The following is a 20,205-nucleotide window of genomic DNA, read 5'->3' as shown; positions in this document are numbered from 1 at the left end:
ATGCAAGGGGGACTTATCCACAGATGGTTCGGATTGGCCCCTTGCATGGAACGATGCGGGAGAGGAAAGAGGGCGCATGGTCGAACTGTTGAAACTCAATGCCGCCGAAACCGGCGGAACCGAACTGCCGCGCAATGTCGAGGCCGAAGCCGCGCTTCTGGGCGCGATCATGATCGACAACCGCATTGCCGAGGACGTGCAGCTCAAACTCAAGTCGGAACATTATTTCGAGCCGCTCCATGGACGCATTTACGACGCGATCATGCGCCTGCTGGACAAGGACATGGTCGCCAACCCGGTGACGCTGAAACCGATGCTGGAGCAGGATCCGGCGCTCAAGGAACTTGGCGGCGCGGCCTATCTGGCGCAGCTGACCGGCAATGGCGCGGCGCTGATCGGGGCGCGCGATTTCGCGAGCCAGATCTACGACCTTGCGTTGCTGCGACAGCTTGTCAGCGTTGGACGTGAACTTGTTGAAAATGCAATGGACACCAGCGAGGATGTTAATCCCCGCGAACAGATTGAAGCGGCCGAAGTCGCGCTTTACAAGGTGTCCGAGGGCGAGGGTGAGACGGGTTCGGTCAAGAGTTTCCTCACCGCATCCACCGCTGCCGTGCAGGTGGCCGAACGCGCGCTCAACAGCGGCGGCCATGTGTCGGGTATCACCACCGGCATCAACAGCCTGAACGCCAAGATAGGTGGTCTTCACAATTCCGACTTGATGATCCTCGCTGGCCGTCCTGGCATGGGCAAGACGTCGCTCGCCACCAACATCGCCTATAATGCCGCGTCGCGCTGGCTGCGCGACAATGCCGACGGCATTCCGGCGGAAAAGAATATGGGCGCCAAGACCGCCTTCTTCTCGCTCGAAATGTCAGCCGACCAGCTCGCAACCCGCGTTCTGGCCGAACAGTCGGGCATTTCGGGCGAAGCGCTCCGCATGGGCAAGATCAGCCGGGCGGATTTCCAGAACCTGTCCCGCGCCGCCCGCGACCTTCAGGAACTGCCGCTCTTCATCGACGATACGCCGGGCCTGACCATCGCGGCGCTGCGCACACGGGCGCGTCGTCTGAAGCGTCGCCACGACATCGGCTTCATCGTGGTCGACTATCTTCAGTTGCTTCAGGGCACCGGGCGCGGAAACGAGAATCGCGTCAATGAAATCTCCGAAATTTCCCGTGGTTTGAAGACCTTGGCTAAGGAACTTCATGTCCCGGTTCTGGCCCTGTCGCAGCTCAGCCGTGCGGTCGAACAGCGCGAAGACAAGCGCCCCCAATTGTCCGACCTTCGCGAATCCGGCTCGATCGAGCAGGACGCGGACATGGTATGGTTCGTGTTCCGCGAGGATTATTACGAAGCCGCCAAGGAACCCAAGCCCGACGACGAAGCTGCCTATGCCACGTGGAAGGAAAATATGGAGCGGATCTACGGCCTGGCCGAAGTGATCGTCGCCAAGCAGCGCCATGGCTCCACCGGCCGCATCCGCATGAAGTTCGACGCCAAGATCACCCGCTTCTCCGACATTGCGGACGACAGCTATCAGGATCTGGATTACGAATAATCCGACCACTTGACCACCGTTCGCTCGAAGCGAACGGTGGTTGTGCGATCAGGCGCCCTTCACCGCCTTCGCCCGAGCGGCGACCCGCTTCTCCAGCATCGACAGCGGCATGGCGCCTTCCTCAAGAATGGCGTGGAACTGCTTGATATCGAAGGCATCGCCCAGCTCCGCCTGCGCCGCCGCGCGGGCTTTGCTCCAGACGCCATGGCCGACCTTGTAGCTAGTCGCCTGCCCCGGCTGGGTGCAATAACGCTCGACCTCGCGCTGGCAACGGGGGCGGGCGAAGCCGGTCTTCTCGACCATATAGTCGGTCGCCTGCGCGCGGCTCCACTTCTTGGCATGAATGCCGGTATCGACCACCAGGCGCGCCGCGCGGAACAGGAAGGACTGGAGATAGCCCGCCCGGTCGATCGGCGTCGCATAGCCGCCCAGTTCGTCGGCCAGCTGCTCGGCATACAGCGCCCAGCCCTCGGTATAGGCGCTCATGAAGGCGGTCTTGCGCAGCATCGGCACGTCGCCTGCATTCTGCGCGGTCGAGATCTGGAGATGATGCCCCGGCACGCCCTCATGATAGGTCAATGACGGCAGGCCATATTTCGGCCAGTCGCCGACATCCTTGAGGTTTATGAAGTAGATGGCCGGTCGCGATCCATCCAGCGCCGCCCGGTTATAATAGCCGTTCGACGCGCCATCCTGAATCTCCACCGGCACCGCACGGATTTCCAGCACGGTGTCAGGAATGGTAGTGAAGGCATTGGGAAGCCTGGCTTTCATTGCATCGAGGTCGCGATTGAGCTGCGCCAGCAATTCCGCGCGCCCTTTGGCGCTGTCGGCATAAAGCTGCGCCGGATCGACATTGAGCGCCGCCAGCCGCTCGCCGATCGTCCCATTGGCGCGGCCCGCACCTTTCAGGATCACGTCAAGCTGCTCGCTCAGGTCCGCGACCTGCTCCAGCCCCATGGCATGGACCTGATCGGGGCTGAGGTTGGTGGTGGTCGCCTGGCTGAGCGCAGCGGCGTAAATCTCGTCACCGCGCGGCGTCCGCCATACGCCGTCGCCCGCCGCCGTCTTGCCCTTCAGCGCCTCGATCGCCGCGATCTGTTCGTCCAGCGCGGGATAGATGGCCTTCTCGACGATCCCCGTCGCCTGACCCTGCCAGTCGCCCGCGATGGCCTTGGCGGCGGCGCGCTTTACCAGCGACTGAACGATCGAACTGTCCGCTGCGGGCTGTCCGCGCAGCTTCTTCAATTGCCCCAGTGTCAGGTCCAGCGACCAGCCCGGCGCCAGATAGCCGCGCGCCGCCTCGTCCCGCTGGAGCGCAGTGTCAGTCCGCAGGTTGCGCGCAAAAGCGTCGAGCCGCGCGACATAGGCCTCGCAATCGGCGGCTGCGTTGATCACATGCGCGGTGTTCAGGAAATCGGGCGTCTGGAAATAGCTGCCGCCCTGCTGGAAGATGCGATAGGGCCGCTGCACGCTGTTGAGGCCGAAGGTCGCTGGCGCGATCGCCTGCTGGCCCAGCGAATAGAGCACCACCTCCAGGTTCAGCCGCTGCGCGTCGGACAGGCTGGCCGCCTCATAGCCCTGCAATTCCTTGATCGCCGCCTGCGTCGCGGCCAGCTTCTTCATCATGCCCGACTTGCTGTTGTCGTCGAGCAGGCTCTTCGCCCCGGCGCGCGCGCCCTTGTCCAGGCCAAGGCTCGTGACCATGCCCGGCGACAGGTCCAACGCGCGCTCGAAGATGGCGGCGAAGGCGGCCGACAGGCGCGCATCGTCATTGCCCGCGACCTGCGCGAAGGCGCGGGGGGCAGCACCGGCGATCGCGGCGGCCCCGGCGGTGGAGAGAAACTGGCGGCGGTCCATGGTGGCGACTCCCTTATGTCTTGACCGCGCACTGTCTTAAGCCCTTGAAACGCTTCGTCCAGCGTCTTGGAGCAGGGTTATGCCGCCAGCGCATCCTCGCCATCATGCGCGCGCCGTGCCGCCATGATATCCCCCACATGCGCCTCGGCCCAGCGGGTGATCTGGTCCAATATGCCGATCAGCCCGCCCGCCAGCGGCGTCAACGCATATTCCACCGTCACAGGAACCGTCGGGAAGGCGGCGCGGCTGACCAGTCCGTCGCGCTCCAGGCTTTTCAGCGTCTGGGACAGCATCTTTTGCGAGATCGCGCCGATCCGCCGCCGCAGATCGTTGAACCGTACTGGCCCGTCCTTCAGCGTCAGCAGCACCAGCACCGCCCATTTGTCGCCGATCCGGTCGAGAATCTGCCGCGTCGGACAGTCGGGATTATAGGCGTCGCCCGTGCGAAGCGACTGGGGAGCGGTCATGATGCGGTATCCTCGGCGTAACCAGGTGATGGCAAGGTGCCTTCTTGCGACCCTGATATCGTAATCGCTATCTGGTTTCCATCAGTAACCACTAAGGAACATAGTCATGAAGGTAGCGATCATCGGCGGCAGCGGCCGCGCGGGCAAGGAAATCGGCGCGGAACTGGCCCGGCGCGGCCATCAGGTGACGGCCATTTCGCGCCATCCTGGAAATGCCAGCGCGGTCGAAGGCGTCACGGCCGTCGCGGGCGATGTCAACGAACCGGCGGCGCTGGCTGACACCCTCCGCGGCCATGATGCCGTGGTGAGCGCTGTCATGTTCTCCGACACCGACCCGGCGTCGCTGGTCGGCGTGGTGCGGGACTCGGGCGTGTCCCGTTATCTGGTGGTCGGCGGCGCCGGCAGTCTTGAGGTCGCGCCGGGCGTCGCCCTCATCACCACGCCGGACTTTCCCGATGCCTACAAGGCCGAAGCGGGCAAGGGCGCGGCCTTCCTCGACTATCTGCGCGGGGTGGAGGATATCGACTGGACCTTCCTCTCTCCCTCCGCCTATTTCTTCGTCGGCGACCGCAAGGGCAGCTTCCGCCTCGGCAAGGACGAATTGCTGGTCGATGCGGATGGCAACAGCAGCATCTCCTATGCCGACTATGCCATCGCGCTCGTCGACGAGATCGAGCAGTCCCGGCACAGCCGCGCCCGGTTCACCGTGGGCTATTGAGAGGCGGTAATCCGATGTCGTCACCCCGGCCTTGAGCCGGGGTCTCGCTTTTCTTCGGGGCGTAAAAGGAAGAAGCGGGATCCCGGCTCAAGGCCGGAATGACGTTGGATCTTGCAGTCAAATATGGTCTTAAGCCGCCCCTTCCAGCTTGTCCTGCGTCTTCGTTTCGAAATCGCCGGCGTCATGGCGTTCGTGCAACTGCAACTCCAGCGGCCCGTTCGCCTTGTTGACCATGCGCCCGCGCTTCACCGCCGGGCGCGCGTCGATCTGGTTCGCCCAGCGCAGCACATGCTTATAGCTCTGCGCATCCAGGAACTCCGCCGCGTCATAGGCGCGGCCCAGCACGACGCCGCCATACCAGGGCCAGATCGCCATGTCGGCGATCGAATATTCGTCGCCCGCCATATAGTCATTCTCGGCCAGATGCCGGTCGAGCACATCGAGCTGCCGCTTCACTTCCATCGTGTAGCGGTTGATCGGATATTCATATTTTTCCGGCGCATAGGCAAAGAAATGGCCGAAGCCGCCGCCCAGCAGAGGGCCGGCGCCCATCTGCCAGAACAGCCAGCTCAGCACGGCGGTCCGTTTCGCCGGATCGGTAGGGAGGAACTTGCCGAACTTCTCGGCCAGATAGAGCAGGATCGCGCCGGATTCGAACACGCGCTGCGGCGGCGAGACGCTGTGATCCATCAGCGCGGGAATCTTGCTGTTGGGGTTCACGTCGACAAAGCCGCTGCCGAACTGGTCGCCGTCGCTGATGCGGATCAGCCAGGCGTCATAGTCGGCATCCTTGATGCCGGCCTCCAGCAATTCCTCCAGCAGGATCGTCACCTTCTGCCCGTTGGGCGTGGCGAGCGAATAGAGCTGGAGCGCATGCTTGCCGACCTGCAGCACCTTGTCATGGGTCGGCCCGGCGATCGGACGGTTGATATTGGCGAAGGCGCCGCCGCTCTCCTTGTCCCAGGTCCAGACTTTGGGCGGTGTATAGCTGTCGGTCATGCGGGCTGGCTCCGATGGTGAAATCTCGCCCGCAGGTAGGAAGCGGCTCCGCCACCCGCAACCGAGCCATCCTCAACTATCGATGATTATTTCTCCCGGCGATCGCGGCGTGGGGCATCCTCTCGACTCCGTCCGTCATGACGCCTTTGCCGGCAGCGCGCGGCGTCGTTGTCATCAAGGCTTCTTCATACGACCTCTATCAGGACCAACCGCAATATCCGCGCAACCCGTCGCGCAGGCGATGACCATGGGGACGAAAATGCCTATATGGCGCCGCACCGCTGGCCATGTCGCATTCGGGCACAGGAGCTTGAAAATTTTCCGCGCCTGCGCTCTTGACCAGCGGAATGACTTTTCCATATGCATGCCGCTAGCACTCACGGTCAGTGAGTGCTAACAGAGAAGGGTTCATCGGGAGAAGGACGGGCGGACAGGGCATTTCGGGACAGGATCCCGGCTTCCCATGCGCTCACTCTGATCCCAAACGCCAAGGGAAAGGCAATCAACATGGCATTTCGTCCGTTGCACGACCGTGTTCTCGTCCGCCGCGTAGAGGCTGAAGAGAAGACCGCCGGTGGCATCATCATCCCCGACACCGCCAAGGAAAAGCCGCAGGAAGGCGAAATCGTCTCCGTCGGCACCGGCCTGAAGGCCGAAGACGGCAAGGTCACGCCGCTGGACGTCAAGGCCGGCGATCGCGTGCTGTTCGGCAAGTGGTCGGGCACCGAAGTCAAGGTCGACGGTGAAGACCTGCTCATCATGAAGGAATCGGATATCCTCGGCATCGTTGGCTGACGCCAGCCGGCTCGGCCTGATCGGCCAAGCTGCGAACCGGGTATCCATTCCAGATTTCGGCGGATTTTCAACACCTGCAACGGTGTGAACTTCGCAAGTTTTGCAATTCTCAAGAGAGGTAAAGATCATGGCAGCGAAGGACGTAAAGTTTTCGCGTGACGCTCGTGAGCGCATCCTGCGCGGCGTCGACATCCTGGCCGACGCGGTCAAGGTGACGCTGGGGCCGAAGGGCCGCAACGTCGTCATCGACAAGAGCTTCGGCGCGCCCCGCATCACCAAGGACGGTGTTTCGGTCGCCAAGGAAATCGAACTGAAGGATAAGTTCGAGAATATGGGCGCCCAGATGGTCCGCGAAGTTGCTTCGAAGACCAACGACATCGCCGGTGACGGCACCACCACCGCGACCGTCCTGGCCCAGGCCATCGTGCGCGAAGGCATGAAGTCGGTTGCCGCCGGCATGAACCCGATGGACCTGAAGCGCGGCATCGACATCGCCGTCGGCAAGGTCGTCGAGGACATCAAGGGCCGCTCGAAGCCGGTTTCGGGTTCGAACGAAGTCGCCCAGGTCGGCATCATCTCCGCCAATGGCGACCGTGAAGTCGGCGAAAAGATCGCCGAAGCCATGGAAAAGGTCGGCAAGGAAGGCGTCATCACCGTCGAAGAGGCAAAGGGTCTCGAATTCGAGCTGGACGTCGTCGAGGGCATGCAGTTCGACCGCGGCTACCTGTCGCCCTACTTCATCACCAATCCGGAAAAGATGGCGGTCGAACTGGCCGATCCATTCATCCTGATCCATGAGAAGAAGCTGTCGAACCTGCAGTCGATCCTGCCGATCCTCGAAGCCGTGGTGCAGTCGGGCCGTCCGCTGCTCATCATCGCCGAGGACATCGAAGGCGAAGCGCTGGCGACCCTGGTCGTCAACAAGCTGCGCGGCGGCCTGAAGGTTGCTGCGGTCAAGGCGCCTGGCTTCGGCGACCGCCGCAAGGCCATGCTGGAAGACATCGCCGTCCTGACCAAGGGCGAAGTGATCTCGGAAGACCTCGGCATCAAGCTCGAAAACGTCACGCTCGCGATGCTCGGCACCGCCAAGCGCGTCACCATCGACAAGGACAACACCGTCATCGTCGACGGCGCTGGCGACCATGACTCGATCAAGGGCCGCACCGAGCAGATCCGTGCGCAGATCGAAGTCACCACGTCGGACTATGACCGCGAGAAGCTCCAGGAGCGTCTGGCGAAGCTGGCTGGCGGCGTGGCCGTCATCAAGGTCGGCGGCGCGACCGAAGTCGAAGTCAAGGAGCGCAAGGACCGCGTCGACGACGCTCTCCACGCGACCCGCGCGGCTGTCGAAGAAGGCATCGTCCCCGGCGGCGGCACGGCTCTGCTCTATGCCACCAAGGCCCTGGACGGCCTGAAGGGCGAGAATGACGACCAGACTCGCGGCATCGACATCGTCCGCAAGTCGCTGACCGCTCTGGTTCGCCAGATCGCCAGCAATGCGGGCCAGGACGGCGCCGTCGTTTCGGGCAAGCTGCTGGATCAGGACGACACCTCGTTCGGCTTCAACGCTGCGACCGACACCTATGAAAACCTGGTCGCCGCCGGCGTCATCGACCCGACCAAGGTCGTGCGCACCGCGCTCCAGAACGCTGCCTCGGTTGCTGGTCTGCTGATCACCACCGAAGCCGCCGTTTCGGAACTGCCGGAAGACAAGGCTGCTATGCCCGCGATGCCGGGTGGCATGGGTGGCATGGGCGGCATGGATTTCTAAATCCTTCGCCTTCCATATCGGAATGAAGAGGCCGGCGGAGCGATCCGCCGGCTTTTTTATTCTGTCCCACGGCGCGATAGCATCCCCGGATCGTGGCGTGCCGCCCATCCGGGGGCAGCTGGTATCAGGCTGTGGGGGGATGGGTGATGACAATCATCGGCAGTTCCGCCCGAACTTCGAACCCGAGCGTCCGGTAGAGCGCGATCGTCTTGTCATGCGCCGCGTAGGCGTGAAGGAAAGGGGTTTCGCCCCGCTCCAGCATGGCCTGCATCACGATACGCATCAGGGTGCCTGCCAGCCCTCGTCCGCGCCAGTCGGGATGCGTGCACACGCCGCTGACCTCCGTATAGCCCGGCATCCGCATCCGCTCTCCCGCCATCGCCACCAGCTGGCCGCCCTCGCGAACGCCGATGAATCGGCCGAGCCGATGGGTGAGTTGGCGAAAGGGACCGGGCCTGGTCAGCAGCGCCAGTTCCTGCATTGCCACCGCATCCTCCTCGCCAAGAGGATGCCAGTCAGGGGCGGGGCCGCTGGCGGGCGCCGGTCGGGGCGCGACCATCTGCGCCAGCAATGCGGTTCGCGCGACATGCAGGGCCGGCGACGGAGCGATCTCCGCATCCCGCCCGACCAGCCACAATTCGCCATCCTGCGGAACAAGGGCGTGCAACGCCGCCCCATTGCCTTCGGCGGTTGCAGCAAAGGGGCCGTAGCGCGGGTCAAGGCGCATGGCCTGGTCGCCGCCTTGCGCCAATGCGGACCAGCCGGACTGAAGCGCGTGCCAAACGGGATGATCGAGCGGATGGATAAAGGCCTCCAGTCTGAAAAGGATCGATGGTTCGGGCATAAACCGGGCAGGGCAGGACAGGCAATTCCCCAGACCGATCGTCTCGCGCACGATTCACAGTGCGTCCGTTGCAGCTGGAATCCATTCGCCCGGTGTGGGCAGGACATGATATTGTCATGAAGCCGGGCAAGTTTCATGCAGTGGGCCGCGAAGAAGCGAAGGCGCCCATTGCCGGCGGGATCAGGCGATACCGATGGGCGGGGGGCTATCGAACCTCCGGCTGTCGGCTGCGCGTTCCAGCGATCCTCTCCGGATCGATCCTGTTTTGCGGTCGTTGGTGGTGCATGATGTCGTCTTGGCAATGGAGCATGAATGGCTGATCTGTTCGGGGCGATGATCAAGGCCGGCAAACTGGTCAAAAAGCGGCGTCCCCTCTCGGCCGCTCTTGCTCTGCAGAAGGCATTGGTGCCTTCCCCGGCCAGGACGAGCGCGAAACGGTCCAAGACAGCGAGTTCGTCCGGCCGCGTCAGGGCTTCGTCGAAAACTCTCCCACGGCCCGCACCCGGAACATTTCTGGATGAGGAATTTAACTGCCGCCAAGGCGCCCTCAGCTATCGATTTTATACGCCCAGAGGGTCGGCGCGACGCCGGATGCCGCTCATCGTGATGCTCCATGGCTGTTCGCAGACCGCGACGGATTTTGCGGCGGGGACCGACATGAACCGGCTGGCGGATGAATTGGGCGTCCTCATACTCTATCCGCAACAATCGACTGCCGCGAATTTCGGGCGTTGCTGGAACTGGCACGACCCCGCCAATCAGGAGCGCGGCCGGGGCGAGCCGGCCATCATTGCCGCGCTGACCCGCCATGCCATTGCTCTGGGTAGGGCAAATCCGGCGCGCGTCTATATAGCGGGCATCTCCGCAGGCGGCGCAGCGGCGGCGATCATCGGCGCCGCCTATCCTGACCTCTATGTCGCAGTCGGTGTCCATTCCGGCGTGCCCAGGGGCAATGTCCGCTCGCTCAGCGGCGCCATCGCCGCGATGCGGGGCAGGAATGGTCCCGGTCCCACCGGCAAACTGCCGCGCCAGCTGCCCACGATCGTCTTTCATGGCGACAATGATCGGGTCGTCCATCCTTCCAATGCCACGGGCTTCCTGACTAATCTCGAACGCTCGACGGCAGGGCCGCTCCTGTCGCGCACCCAAAGCGGCCTGTCGCAGGGAGGCCGCCATTACACGCGCCGGATCTACCGCAATCCCGCGGGAGAAACCCTGCTGGAAGACTGGACCATTCATGGCGGCGGCCATCGCTGGTCTGGCGGCAGTGCGGCCGGATCGCATGCCGATCCCGCAGGGCCGGATGCGTCACGCGAAATGCTGCGCTTCTTCCTGTCACGCAAGCGATCAAAATAGGCCAGTCGTTCAGTGGAACAAGCGAATCGCCACGGCCAGCCCCTACGAATATAGGGCCGCACCTGGTATCGATTTTCCGAAGTCGCCATCCATCACGCAAGGGCAACGCCATATGTTGCCATGGATGGTGAGCCCTGCTGGATTCGAACCAGCGACCTACTGATTAAAAGTCAGTTGCTCTACCGACTGAGCTAAGGGCCCCCGAGGAGGTGGAGGTCGCCCTAAAGGGGGCGGGGCGGATGGTCAACCTCTTGTCGCGCGCTTTGGTGTCGCTTTTTGCAGACGGGCATGAAGATGGCGCACGGCAAGGCCGGTAACGGGATCGCGCCAGCCCGGTGCAATGGCTATCAGCGGGGTCAGGACGAAGCTGCGGTCGCGGCACGCCGCATGGGGGATCGTTAGCGCCCGATCGCGCCAGGTCCCGCCCGACCAGAGGATGATGTCGATATCGATGCTGCGTGCGCCCCAGCGGCGATGGCGGCGGCGCCCGAGCCGTCTCTCGATCGACTGGAGGAATGCCAGCATGGCGAGCGGGGGCAGCACGCTCTCGATCAGCATTGCGCCATTGGCGAAGACGCGTAGCGACGGACCGAGCGGCGGCGTCAGGATCGTGGGCGATATCGCCATCACCCGCGCCTGCTCGCCGATCAGCGTCGCGGCTTCGTCGAGCAGTCTGGCGGGCGCGCGGCGCGCGGAAAGGGGGCGGTTCGATCCGAGCGTCAGCGCATAGAGATGGGTTGTGTCCGCCATGCTCAAGCGCTTATCTGCTCCCGATGATCCTGGAAAGCCCCTTGCCCGAAACCGAGCCGCCCCGCGACTGCCCGCATTGCCCACGCCTGGTCGATTTGCGAACGGCTTGCCGCGTCGAGCATCCCGACTGGTGGAATGCGCCAGTGCCGGCCTTCGGCGATCCGGAAGCACGGATCGCCATCATCGGCCTCGCGCCCGGACGGCAGGGCGCCAACCGCACCGGGCGACCTTTTACCGGGGATCAAGCCGGCGAGTTGCTCTTCTCAACGCTGGCCCGGCACGGGCTGGCCGAGGGGCAATATGAGGGGCGGCCGGATGACGGGCTGCGGTTGCGGGACGCCATCATCCTCAATGCCGTCAAATGCCTGCCGCCGCACAACAAGCCGGTTCCGCAGGAGGTTCATAGCTGCCGGCCTTTCCTGGCGCAGGCGGTGGCGGCCCTGCCGCGGGCGCGCACCTTCATCGCCCTGGGCGAGATTGCGCATCAGTCGGCGGTGAAGGTGCTGGGCGGCAAGCTGCCCAAGGCTCGTTTCGCTCATCTGGCCGAACATCGGATGCCCGACGGGCGGATGCTGATCGATAGCTATCATTGCTCCCGCTACAATCAGAATGTCGGCCGACTGACGGCGGCGATGTTCGACGCCGTCTTTGCCAGAGCGGTCGCAATCGCGGGCGTCAGTCCGCCAGCAGATTGAGCGCCCGCGTCATCAGGGCGACGAACCGAGCCTCGTCGACCCGCGCCGCCGGGTTGTTCCAGCTTCCGCTGACAGCGTACCAGCCGCCGTTCCGGGCCTGTAGCAGGAAATTCATCGCCATGACGCCCGGCTCGCTGCCGCCCTTGTAGCCCAGATAGCGCCAGCGCTTCGCATCGGCCGGGGCGATACCGGGATTGACGGCAAGGATGGGTAGCGCATCGCCGCCATGGAAGCGCAGCCAGTCGAGCAGGCCGACCATATCCTGCGGCGAGGCGAACCATTCGATGCTGTCGATTGCCGTCGGCACTTCGGCGACGCTGCCCACGTCCACGCTGGCTGCCGTGAGACGGGATTCAGCCTCGCGCAGCAGGACGCGGCGCGCCTCCGGCGAAGCGGCTTCGTAGCGCTGGCGCAGGTCTGCATTGGCAGGCATCTTGAGTGCGAAGGCTTCCGCGGTGGCCAGCAGCGGCAAGGCCTTGTTCGCATCGGCATGGCCGGTCGTGGCCAGCATCGCATCCACCCTGTCGCGTCCCAGCGCGCGCAGCAGCGTGTCGCTGGCGCTGTTGTCGCTTTCGGCGATCATGGCGGTGGCCAGGCTGTGGAGGGTCATGGGCGCCTTGTCCGGCCAGGTGAGCAGGCGGCCGGAAAAGCTCTTGGGGCCGAGCGGGATGACGTCGTTCCATCGTCGTTCGCGCGCGGTGACGGCACGTGCCAGTTCGGCGAGGATGAATAGCTTGAAGCTGGAGCCGGTCGCCATCTGCGCATCGGGGCGATGGGTGCGCAGCCATTGCGGCCCGGCGTCGGTGAGTCGGGCGGCGGCGAAAGCGGCCGTGCCGGGCAGGGCCACGATGTCGGCCATGACCTTGTCCAGACTGTCGTTGGCGGTGCGCGCCCCGACAATGTGCAGGCCGATCACGCGATGGGGCGATTGGGGAGCGACGACCAGGGTGAAGCCGATCGTGGCGCGCTCGTAGCGGATTTCGACCTGGCCGGCGGTTGCGCTCTCGGTGCGAACGGCGCCCAAGGCAACGGGCCGGCCATGTTCGGTGCGCAGGCCCGCTGCGATGGCGCGCCAGCGGTCGATGGGAACGGCGTCAAGAAACAACGGGGCGAAGAAGTCTTCCTCGCCACCCGGGCCGCCGAGGATGCGGAGCAACTGTTCGGCGCGGCTCTGGTAGGCGGGCGTTGAGGTCGCGCGCGAAGGGGCAGGCAAGAAGGCCATAGCCAACAGCAGCATGGCCAGGAAGCGGAGCGCCAAGGCTAAACGCCCTCAAAGCCGCCAGGGACGGGGGCGCCCGCTATCCTCACGCGTCGATCGCTTCTCCGTCCACCGCCGCGGCATTTTCCTGGATGAAGGCGAAGCGGTGGGCCGGGTTGGTGCCCATCAGCCGGTCGACCAGGTCGCGCACCTGCTGCCGGTCCTCGATATCGTCGGGCAGGGTGATGCGGATCAGCATCCGCGTCTTGGGGTCCATAGTGGTTTCGCGCAACTGCATCGGGTTCATTTCGCCCAGCCCCTTGAAGCGGCTGACGTCGACCTTCTTGCCCTTGAACTCCTTGGCCATCAGTTGCTCGCGATGGGCGTCGTCCTTGGCATAGAGGCTCTTGCCGCCGGCGACGAGGCGATAGAGCGGCGGCTGGGCGAGGTAGAGATGGCCGCGCCGCACCAGTTCGGGCATTTCCTGAAAGAAGAAGGTCATCAGCAGCGTGGCGATATGCGCGCCATCGACGTCGGCGTCGGTCATGATGACGATGCGTTCATAGCGTAGATTGTCGGGATTGCAGTCCTTTCGGGTGCCGCAGCCCAGCGCCAGGATCATGTCGGCGATTTCCTGATTGGCGAGGATCTTCGCCGTGTTCGCCGACGCGACGTTCAGGATCTTGCCGCGCAATGGCAGGATCGCCTGCGTTTTGCGGTCGCGCGCCTGTTTGGCCGAGCCGCCCGCCGAGTCACCTTCGACCAGAAAGATTTCAGCGCCTTCGGGATCGTCGTTGGAGCAGTCGGTCAGCTTGCCGGGTAGGCGCAGCTTGCGGCTGTTCGTGGCCGTCTTGCGCTTGACCTCCTTCTCCTGCTTGCGCTTGAGGCGCTCGTCCATGCGGTCGAGCACATAGGCGAGCAGCGCCTTGCCCCGGTCCATATGGTCGGTCAGGAAATGGTCGAAATGATCGCGCACGGCATTTTCGACCAGTCGCGCGGCGTCCGGGCTGGTCAGGCGATCCTTGGTCTGGCTCTGGAACTGAGGATCGCGGATGAAGACCGACAGCATGATCTCCGACGACGTCATGATGTCGTCGGCGGTGATGTCCTTCGCCTTCTTCTGGCCGACCAGATCGCCGAAGGCGCGGATACCCTTGACCAGGGCGGCGCGCAGGCCGGCTTCATGGGTGCCGCCGTCAGGGGTCGGGATGGTGTTGCAATACCAGCTGTAGGAGCCGTCCGACCAGAGCGGCCAGGCGACCGCCCATTCGACGCGACCGGCAATGCCGGGGAAATCCTGACTGCCCGCAAAAAATTGCGTGGTCGCGCAGTCGCGATCGCCAACCTGTTCCTTGAGGTGATCGGCAAGGCCGCCCGGAAACTGGAACACGGCCTCGGCCGGCGTATCGTCGCCGATCAGCGAGGGGTCGCATTTCCAGCGTATTTCGACGCCGGCGAACAGATAGGCTTTCGACCGGGCAAGGCGGTAGAGGCGGGCTGGCTTGAACTTCTGTTCGCCGAAAATTTCGATGTCGGGGACGAAGGCGACGGAGGTGCCGCGCCGGTTGGGGGCGGCGCCGACTTTCTCCAGCGCCGTCTGCGGCAGACCCTGACTGAAGCTCTGGCGGAACAGTTCCTTGTTGCGCGCGACTTCAACGATCGTGCTGGTCGACAGGGCGTTGACTACAGAAATGCCGACGCCATGCAGGCCGCCCGACGTGGCATAGGCCTTGCCTTCGAACTTGCCGCCCGAATGGAGGGTGGTGAGGATCACTTCCAGCGCCGACTTGTCGGGAAATTTGGGGTGCGGGTCGACCGGGATGCCGCGGCCATTGTCGGTGATGGTCAGGCGATTGCCCGCTTCCAGCGTCACCTCGATCCGGGTGGCATGGCCGGCGACCGCTTCGTCCATGCTGTTGTCCAGCACTTCGCTGGCAAGGTGATGCAGCGCGCGCTCGTCGGTGCCGCCGATATACATGCCGGGGCGGCGGCGAACCGGCTCCAGCCCCTCCAGCACCTCGATGGTGGAAGCGTCATATTGCTGCGCGGGCGGGGTGTTGGCGGCGAACAGGTCTTCGGACATGGAACCAAGCTATAAGCGGGCGTGCAGCAGGCGCAAGCGTTGCGCGAAAACTACACCGGCAATGAAAACTAACAAATTGGTTTGCAACAAATTTGTGACGTGGGTCGTTGGCCTGCCGATTGCGGGATGAATGACCGCGCAGGTGAGGAGAATTTTCCATGAAGTTGATCGCAATCGCGCCGCTTGGCGCCACGCTGGCGTTCGCCCTGGCGACGCCGGCCCTTGCCCAGGACAATGGAGGGGTGGACTGGACCGGCCCCTATGTCGGGGTGTCGTTTGGCAAGACCTGGCAAAAGAAGGATGGCGGCGAACATCTGCGTTTCGATACGGACGCGGATGGCGAATTTGACGATGTTGTTCGCACGGGGAGCGGCGCCAACGCCTTTTCGCCGGGAACCTGCGGCGGTGCAGCACGGGGCGTCACCCCGGCCAGCGGCTGCGATTCCGACAAGAACGCCATCGGCTGGATGGGTCATGTGGGTTATGACAAGCAGTTCGGCAACATCGTCGCCGGTGTCGTCGCAGAAGGCGGCCGCGCCTTTATCGACGACAAGGTCAGCGAGTTTTCGACCACGCCGGCCTATTATACGATGCGTCGTTCGATCGACTGGAACGCCAATCTGCGCGCACGTCTGGGTTACACCACGCCCGGCGGCATCATGCCCTACATCACCGGCGGCCTGTCCTACGCCCGCGTCCAGAATTATTTCCGCACCAGCAACACCGCCAACAGCTTCACGCGCAACAATGCGGAAGAAGATGGTTGGGGCTGGAACATGGGCGGCGGTGTCGAAGCCAAGGTTTCGGACCACTTCTCGATCGGCGCGCGCTATCTGTGGACCCGCTACAATGTCGGCGATTATCGCGTCGATGTCGGTGCAGGCACGGCTGCAGCGACCAATCCGTTCCGCATCACCCCCTCGGGCGGCGCGAGCATCAATCGTGGCGACAAGTTCGACACGCAGAGCGTGATGGTTACCACCAGCTACCGCTTCTGATCGAAATCAAGTACGACAAAAAGGCTCGGCTTCCGATAGGAAGCCGGGCCTTTTTGTTGGATCGGGGGACGGCGTCAGCGGACGCGCGGGCCGCCGAAGGGCATCGGCGGGGGCGGGCGGCGCGTGCCGCGCGGCAGTTGCGCCTGATAGGCACGGCCGCAATGTTCGACGCAATAAGGGAAGCCGGGATTCACTTGCTCGCCGCAGAAATGGAAATCCGGCTCGCCCGGATGCCCCATCGGCCATTTGCAGATCCGCTCGGTCAGGTCGAGCAGGCTGGTCTTGTCGGCGATTTCCGGGCTGGGCTTGGCTGGAACCAGGCGGCGCGGCGGTGCGGGCGGAATCGGGGCCTGCTGGTCGCCCGGACCCTGGCGCAGGAAGCCGCCGGGGCCGACCGAAACGATGCGCGGCTGCGGCGGTGGCGGGGGGGCATCGGCCGATGCTGCGGCGACAGGCGCGGCGGGCGCAGCCGGCGCGACGGGCGCGGCGGGACGCGGCGGCGCTGGCGGTGGCGCGATCGGCGCGGCGGCGCGGGGGGTGTCGGCTTCGGGGGCGGGCTTGCGCGGCGGTGCGGGCTTCTTGGGCGCTTCGTTCGCCTTCACCGGCGAAGGGCGAGATTGCAGGCCCAGGCGATGCGCCTTGCCGATCACCGCATTACGGCTGACGCCGCCCAGTTCGTCCGCAATCTGGCTGGCGGTCAGGCCGCGTTCCCACATCGCCTTGAGCTGGTCGATACGCTCGTCGGTCCAGGACAATGAAAAACTCCTCACAATTCGTCTATGGCTTCCTATATGGGAAGCTCGCCACGCAGGTTCAAATCCTTGGACCTGACCCCTTGCAGCATAACGGACCAGCCGATAGTCGATCTGCCCATGAACGACCAGCCCAAAATTGCCGCCGAATCGCTGTTTGCCGAACCGGGGGTGCCGCAGATCCGCAACGTGAACTGGGCCGGCACCTGGGCGCTCTACCGCAAGGAAGTGCGCCGCTTCATGAAGGTGCAGCTCCAGACCGTCTGGGCGCCCGCGATCACGACGCTGATGTTTCTCATCATCTTCATCGTCGCGCTGGGCGGCAGCGGGCGCACCGTGACGCTGCGGGGCGAGGCGGTGCCCTTTGCCGACTTTATTGCGCCCGGCCTCATCATCATGGGGATGATCAACGCCTGCTTCGCCAATGCCAGCTTCTCGCTGATGGTGGGCAAGGTGCAGGGCACGCTGGTCGACTATCTGATGCCGCCCATCTCGGTCGGCGAATTGCTGTTCGCGCTGGCGGCGTCCTCGGTGACGCGCGCGGTGTTGGTGGGCTGCGCCCTGTGGCTGGCCATGGCCGCCTGGCCGGGCGTGCATGTGGCCCCGGCGCATCTGTGGGCGGTGGTCTGGTTCGGCCTGCTCGGCACCAGCTTCATTGCGTTCCTCGGTGTCCTGACGTCGATCTGGGCGGACAAGTTCGACCATGGCGCGGCGATCACCAATTTCGTGATCGGCCCGCTCGCCCTGCTGTCGGGCACCTTCTATTCGATCGATCGGTTGCCGTCTTTCTTTCAGGGGATCAGCCACGCCAACCCCTTCTTCTACATCATCTCCGGCTTTCGTTACGGCTTCGTCGCGGCGGCGGATACCAATGTCGTGACGGGCAGCATCGTGCTGCTGGCGCTCAACCTGGTCCTTGGCGGCCTGTGCTACACGCTGTTGCGCCGGGGCTGGAAGATCAAGGCCTGATCCCGTCGAGGGGCCGGCGGCGGTTCGCCTGCGCCGGCTCTCCATGAAATATATTCTCTACTGATCAGATTTGCAAAGATGGCGCGCGCCTGTTAGCGTTTCGTCTGCCTGTAGCGATCCATCGAGCGGGCTTCCCTTCACCATGGTGCTCAAGCCTGCCTTGCGGTCGATCGGCCGTTGGACGGGCCATGTCCCTTCGGGCAGCGCCATCGCGGCAGCACAGGGTCAGCAGATGACGATCAGGAAATGCTATCTCTCCATCAACCAAAGCGGCATCAGCGCCAATCTCGATCTGCTCAAGGTCGCGATTCACAGTTGCTACAGCTATGCCGGGCTCCAGCCCATCCTGCTCTATGCCGGCGATCCGGTTCCCGAACTGGAAATATTGGAAAGGCTGGGCGCCACGATCGTCCATCACCAGGTCTCGTTCGAGAAGGAATTGCAGATCGGCTATGGCGACCGGTACAGGAAATTCCTGGGGCACTGGCTGCGGGTGGATATTCCGCTGATCGAGACGGAGGATGAATATGTCCTCTATGCCGATTGCGACGTGCTGTTCCGCAAGGAAATCAGTGTCGCGGACTATCCCACCTATATCGCGGTGGCCCCGGAATTTTCGAAGGACAACTGGTCCTATTTCAATTCCGGCGTGATGGTCATCAATGTCGCGAACATGCGGGCGATCCATTCGGAATTTCGCGAGAATATCCGGCATCGGCTGACCAATAATTTCCAGACGCCGCCACATGACCAGAAAAGCTTCAACGACTTTTTCGGCGACAAATATGATCGCCTGCCGCTGGAGATGAACTGGAAGCCCTATTGGGGCGTGAACGAGGCGGCGAGCATGGTCCATTTCCATGGCCTCAAGCCGGCGGTCGCGATCCGGGCGATGACGATCGAAAATTACCAGCTGACCGACAATATCCGGCGCCTGTGGGAGAAGAACAAGGCAGCCTATGTCGATTATTGCCAGCTCTACACCGATGTCCTTGCAGAGGCGAACGCAGCGGCCGAGGCGCAGGCTCAGCCGGTCGCCGCGCAATAGGCCGAAAGGGGACGGCGGACATCGTCCTGCCGTCCCTGTTTGTCAGGCGAAGCCCGCGAAAAGGGGAACGGCGATCCCCATGATGAGAAGGATCGCCGCCGACATCATCCAGTGACGGATGCGGGGAAGGGCGCGTTCATGGCCGCACCCTTCCTCCCATGGCCAGATCAAATCCCCGCGCCACCGACGCGGGAGAGGGAGAAGCCGGCCTCTGCGGCTTCGGCGACGGGGTAGATGTTGCGCAGGTCGACGAGGGCGTTGCCGTTCATCGAACCGGCGAGGCGCTTCAGATCGAGGGCGCGGAAGATATCCCATTCGGTGACGAGGACGAGGGCGTCGGCATCCCTGGCGGCCTCATAGGCGTCCTTCGCCATGGTGACGCCGGGCATCATCGGCGCGGCGACCTCCATGCCTTCGGGATCATAGGCGACGATCTTCGCGCCGGCATCCTCGAGCGCCTGGACGATGGCGATGCTGGGCGCGTCGCGCATGTCGTCGGTGTTGGGCTTGAAGGTGAGGCCGAGCAGCGCGACCGTCTTGCCGCGGGCGTCGCCGCCCAGCGCCTTGACGATCTTGCGGCCCATGGCCCGCTTGCGCAGGTCGTTGACCTGCACCACCGTCTCGACGATGCGGCTGGGGGCGTCATGATCCTGGCCGGTCTTGACCAGCGCCAGCGTGTCCTTGGGGAAGCAGGAGCCGCCATAGCCCGGCCCTGCGTGCAGGAATTTGGAGCCGATGCGATTGTCGAGGCCGATGCCGCGCGACACGTCCTGCACCTCGGCGCCGACCGCTTCGCACAGGTCGGCCATCTCGTTGATGAAGGTGATCTTGGTCGCCAGGAAGGCGTTGGCGGCATATTTGATCAGCTCGGCGGTGCGACGGCCGGTGAACATGAGCGGCGCCTGGTTGAGGTTGAGCGGCCGGTAGACCTGGCTCATCACCGCGATCGCGCGTTCCGAGCCGGTGGTGCCCACGACGACGCGGTCGGGCCGCTTGAAGTCGCCGATCGCCGCGCCTTCGCGCAGGAATTCAGGGTTCGACACGCACTGGATGTCGAGATCGGGGCGCAGGTCGCGGGCGATCCGCTCGACCTCGTCGCCAGTGCCCACGGGCACGGTCGACTTGGTGACGATCACCGCCGGGCCGTCGAGCGCCTCGACGATCTCCCGCGCTGCAGCATAGACGTAGGACAGATCGGCATGGCCATCGCCCCGGCGCGAGGGCGTGCCGACGGCGATGAAGATCGCGTCCGCGCCCTTGACGCCGGTTGCCAGATCGGTGGTGAAGGTCAGGCGGCCGGCCGCCGCATTGCTGCCCACCAGCTGGTCGAGGCCCGGCTCG

The 20,205-nt window shown here is 64.1% G+C and carries 19 protein-coding genes and 1 tRNA gene; 9 read left to right on the top strand and 11 right to left on the bottom strand.

Features of this window, described 5'->3' with window-relative positions:
- Window positions 1-76 precede the first annotated feature (76 nt).
- Window positions 77-1,561, top strand: coding sequence for a replicative DNA helicase (locus tag DM806_RS07650; RefSeq protein WP_179042640.1), 1,485 nt, complete (start codon window positions 77-79; stop codon window positions 1,559-1,561).
- Between the two features lie 48 nt (window positions 1,562-1,609).
- Here the strand turns inward: DM806_RS07650 and DM806_RS07645 are convergent, their stop codons facing one another.
- The gene (locus tag DM806_RS07645; RefSeq protein WP_179042639.1) at window positions 1,610-3,421 is read right to left on the bottom strand and encodes a DUF885 domain-containing protein; all 1,812 of its coding nucleotides are present in this window, start codon (window positions 3,419-3,421) and stop codon (window positions 1,610-1,612) included.
- A 77-nt stretch (window positions 3,422-3,498) separates the two neighbouring features.
- Window positions 3,499-3,888, bottom strand: a complete 390-nt coding sequence (locus DM806_RS07640; protein ID WP_179042638.1) for a winged helix-turn-helix transcriptional regulator — start codon at window positions 3,886-3,888, stop codon at window positions 3,499-3,501.
- A gap of 106 nt (window positions 3,889-3,994) precedes the next feature.
- Here DM806_RS07640 and DM806_RS07635 point away from each other — a divergent pair, with 106 nt between their 5' ends.
- Window positions 3,995-4,606: an NAD(P)-dependent oxidoreductase gene (locus tag DM806_RS07635; protein ID WP_179042637.1), complete on the top strand. Its 612-nt coding sequence runs from the start codon at window positions 3,995-3,997 to the stop codon at window positions 4,604-4,606.
- A 129-nt stretch (window positions 4,607-4,735) separates the two neighbouring features.
- Here the strand turns inward: DM806_RS07635 and yghU are convergent, their stop codons facing one another.
- Window positions 4,736-5,605: a glutathione-dependent disulfide-bond oxidoreductase gene (gene yghU, locus DM806_RS07630; protein ID WP_179042636.1), complete on the bottom strand. Its 870-nt coding sequence runs from the start codon at window positions 5,603-5,605 to the stop codon at window positions 4,736-4,738.
- Between the two features lie 507 nt (window positions 5,606-6,112).
- Between yghU and groES the strand changes: the two genes are divergently transcribed.
- A complete protein-coding gene (gene groES, locus DM806_RS07625; RefSeq protein ID WP_179042635.1) occupies window positions 6,113-6,400 on the top strand; it encodes a co-chaperone GroES in 288 nt (95 codons plus the stop codon).
- 127 nt (window positions 6,401-6,527) lie between these two features.
- Window positions 6,528-8,171: a chaperonin GroEL gene (gene groL, locus DM806_RS07620; RefSeq protein ID WP_179042634.1), complete on the top strand. Its 1,644-nt coding sequence runs from the start codon at window positions 6,528-6,530 to the stop codon at window positions 8,169-8,171.
- Window positions 8,172-8,295: 124 nt separating this feature from the next.
- Here the strand turns inward: groL and DM806_RS07615 are convergent, their stop codons facing one another.
- Window positions 8,296-8,976 (bottom strand): GNAT family N-acetyltransferase, encoded by a 681-nt coding sequence (locus DM806_RS07615; RefSeq protein ID WP_372859403.1) that lies wholly within the window; start codon window positions 8,974-8,976, stop codon window positions 8,296-8,298.
- A gap of 351 nt (window positions 8,977-9,327) precedes the next feature.
- Between DM806_RS07615 and DM806_RS07610 the strand changes: the two genes are divergently transcribed.
- On the top strand, window positions 9,328-10,371 hold the full coding sequence (locus DM806_RS07610) for an extracellular catalytic domain type 1 short-chain-length polyhydroxyalkanoate depolymerase (RefSeq protein ID WP_179042633.1): 1,044 nt from the start codon (window positions 9,328-9,330) through the stop codon (window positions 10,369-10,371).
- 125 nt (window positions 10,372-10,496) lie between these two features.
- Here the strand turns inward: DM806_RS07610 and DM806_RS07605 are convergent.
- Window positions 10,497-10,572 (bottom strand) — tRNA-Lys (locus DM806_RS07605).
- Between the two features lie 42 nt (window positions 10,573-10,614).
- Window positions 10,615-11,121 (bottom strand): 2-amino-4-hydroxy-6-hydroxymethyldihydropteridine diphosphokinase, encoded by a 507-nt coding sequence (gene folK, locus DM806_RS07600; protein WP_179042632.1) that lies wholly within the window; start codon window positions 11,119-11,121, stop codon window positions 10,615-10,617.
- Between the two features lie 23 nt (window positions 11,122-11,144).
- Between folK and DM806_RS07595 the strand changes: the two genes are divergently transcribed.
- Window positions 11,145-11,816 (top strand): uracil-DNA glycosylase, encoded by a 672-nt coding sequence (locus DM806_RS07595; RefSeq protein WP_179042631.1) that lies wholly within the window; start codon window positions 11,145-11,147, stop codon window positions 11,814-11,816.
- On the opposite strand, the gene DM806_RS07590 is transcribed toward DM806_RS07595, so the two are convergent.
- Together DM806_RS07590 and parE are read right to left on the bottom strand one after the other, a co-directional pair.
- Window positions 11,797-13,074, bottom strand: coding sequence for a class A beta-lactamase-related serine hydrolase (locus tag DM806_RS07590; RefSeq protein WP_256869161.1), 1,278 nt, complete (start codon window positions 13,072-13,074; stop codon window positions 11,797-11,799). The genes DM806_RS07595 and DM806_RS07590 overlap by 20 nt on opposite strands.
- A gap of 46 nt (window positions 13,075-13,120) precedes the next feature.
- Window positions 13,121-15,097 carry a DNA topoisomerase IV subunit B gene (parE, locus tag DM806_RS07585; protein WP_179042630.1) on the bottom strand — a complete coding sequence of 659 codons (1,977 nt, stop codon included), beginning with the start codon at window positions 15,095-15,097 and terminating at the stop codon, window positions 13,121-13,123.
- Window positions 15,098-15,255: 158 nt separating this feature from the next.
- Between parE and DM806_RS07580 the strand changes: the two genes are divergently transcribed.
- Window positions 15,256-16,095, top strand: a complete 840-nt coding sequence (locus DM806_RS07580; protein ID WP_179042629.1) for an outer membrane protein — start codon at window positions 15,256-15,258, stop codon at window positions 16,093-16,095.
- A gap of 74 nt (window positions 16,096-16,169) precedes the next feature.
- Here DM806_RS07580 and DM806_RS07575 read toward each other — a convergent pair whose 3' ends face one another.
- On the bottom strand, window positions 16,170-16,850 hold the full coding sequence (locus DM806_RS07575; RefSeq protein ID WP_179042628.1) for a GcrA family cell cycle regulator: 681 nt from the start codon (window positions 16,848-16,850) through the stop codon (window positions 16,170-16,172).
- A gap of 117 nt (window positions 16,851-16,967) precedes the next feature.
- Here DM806_RS07575 and DM806_RS07570 point away from each other — a divergent pair, with 117 nt between their 5' ends.
- Complete coding sequence (locus tag DM806_RS07570; protein ID WP_179042627.1) at window positions 16,968-17,816, top strand: ABC transporter permease; 849 nt, start codon at window positions 16,968-16,970, stop codon at window positions 17,814-17,816.
- A 142-nt stretch (window positions 17,817-17,958) separates the two neighbouring features.
- Window positions 17,959-18,864 carry a hypothetical protein gene (locus DM806_RS07565; RefSeq protein ID WP_179042626.1) on the top strand — a complete coding sequence of 302 codons (906 nt, stop codon included), beginning with the start codon at window positions 17,959-17,961 and terminating at the stop codon, window positions 18,862-18,864.
- A gap of 42 nt (window positions 18,865-18,906) precedes the next feature.
- On the opposite strand, the gene DM806_RS27180 is transcribed toward DM806_RS07565, so the two are convergent.
- Together DM806_RS27180 and DM806_RS07560 are read right to left on the bottom strand one after the other, a co-directional pair.
- The gene (locus DM806_RS27180; RefSeq protein ID WP_256869160.1) at window positions 18,907-19,035 is read right to left on the bottom strand and encodes a hypothetical protein; all 129 of its coding nucleotides are present in this window, start codon (window positions 19,033-19,035) and stop codon (window positions 18,907-18,909) included.
- Window positions 19,032-20,205, bottom strand: a 1,174-nt coding sequence (locus DM806_RS07560) for a UDP-glucose dehydrogenase family protein (protein ID WP_179042625.1), incomplete at its 5' end; no start/stop codon positions are given. The genes DM806_RS07560 and DM806_RS27180, both read right to left, overlap by 4 nt.

Source organism: Sphingobium lactosutens (assembly GCF_013393185.1).
GTDB lineage: Bacteria > Pseudomonadota > Alphaproteobacteria > Sphingomonadales > Sphingomonadaceae > Sphingobium > Sphingobium lactosutens_A.
This window is presented reverse-complemented; position numbering and strand designations above follow the sequence as displayed.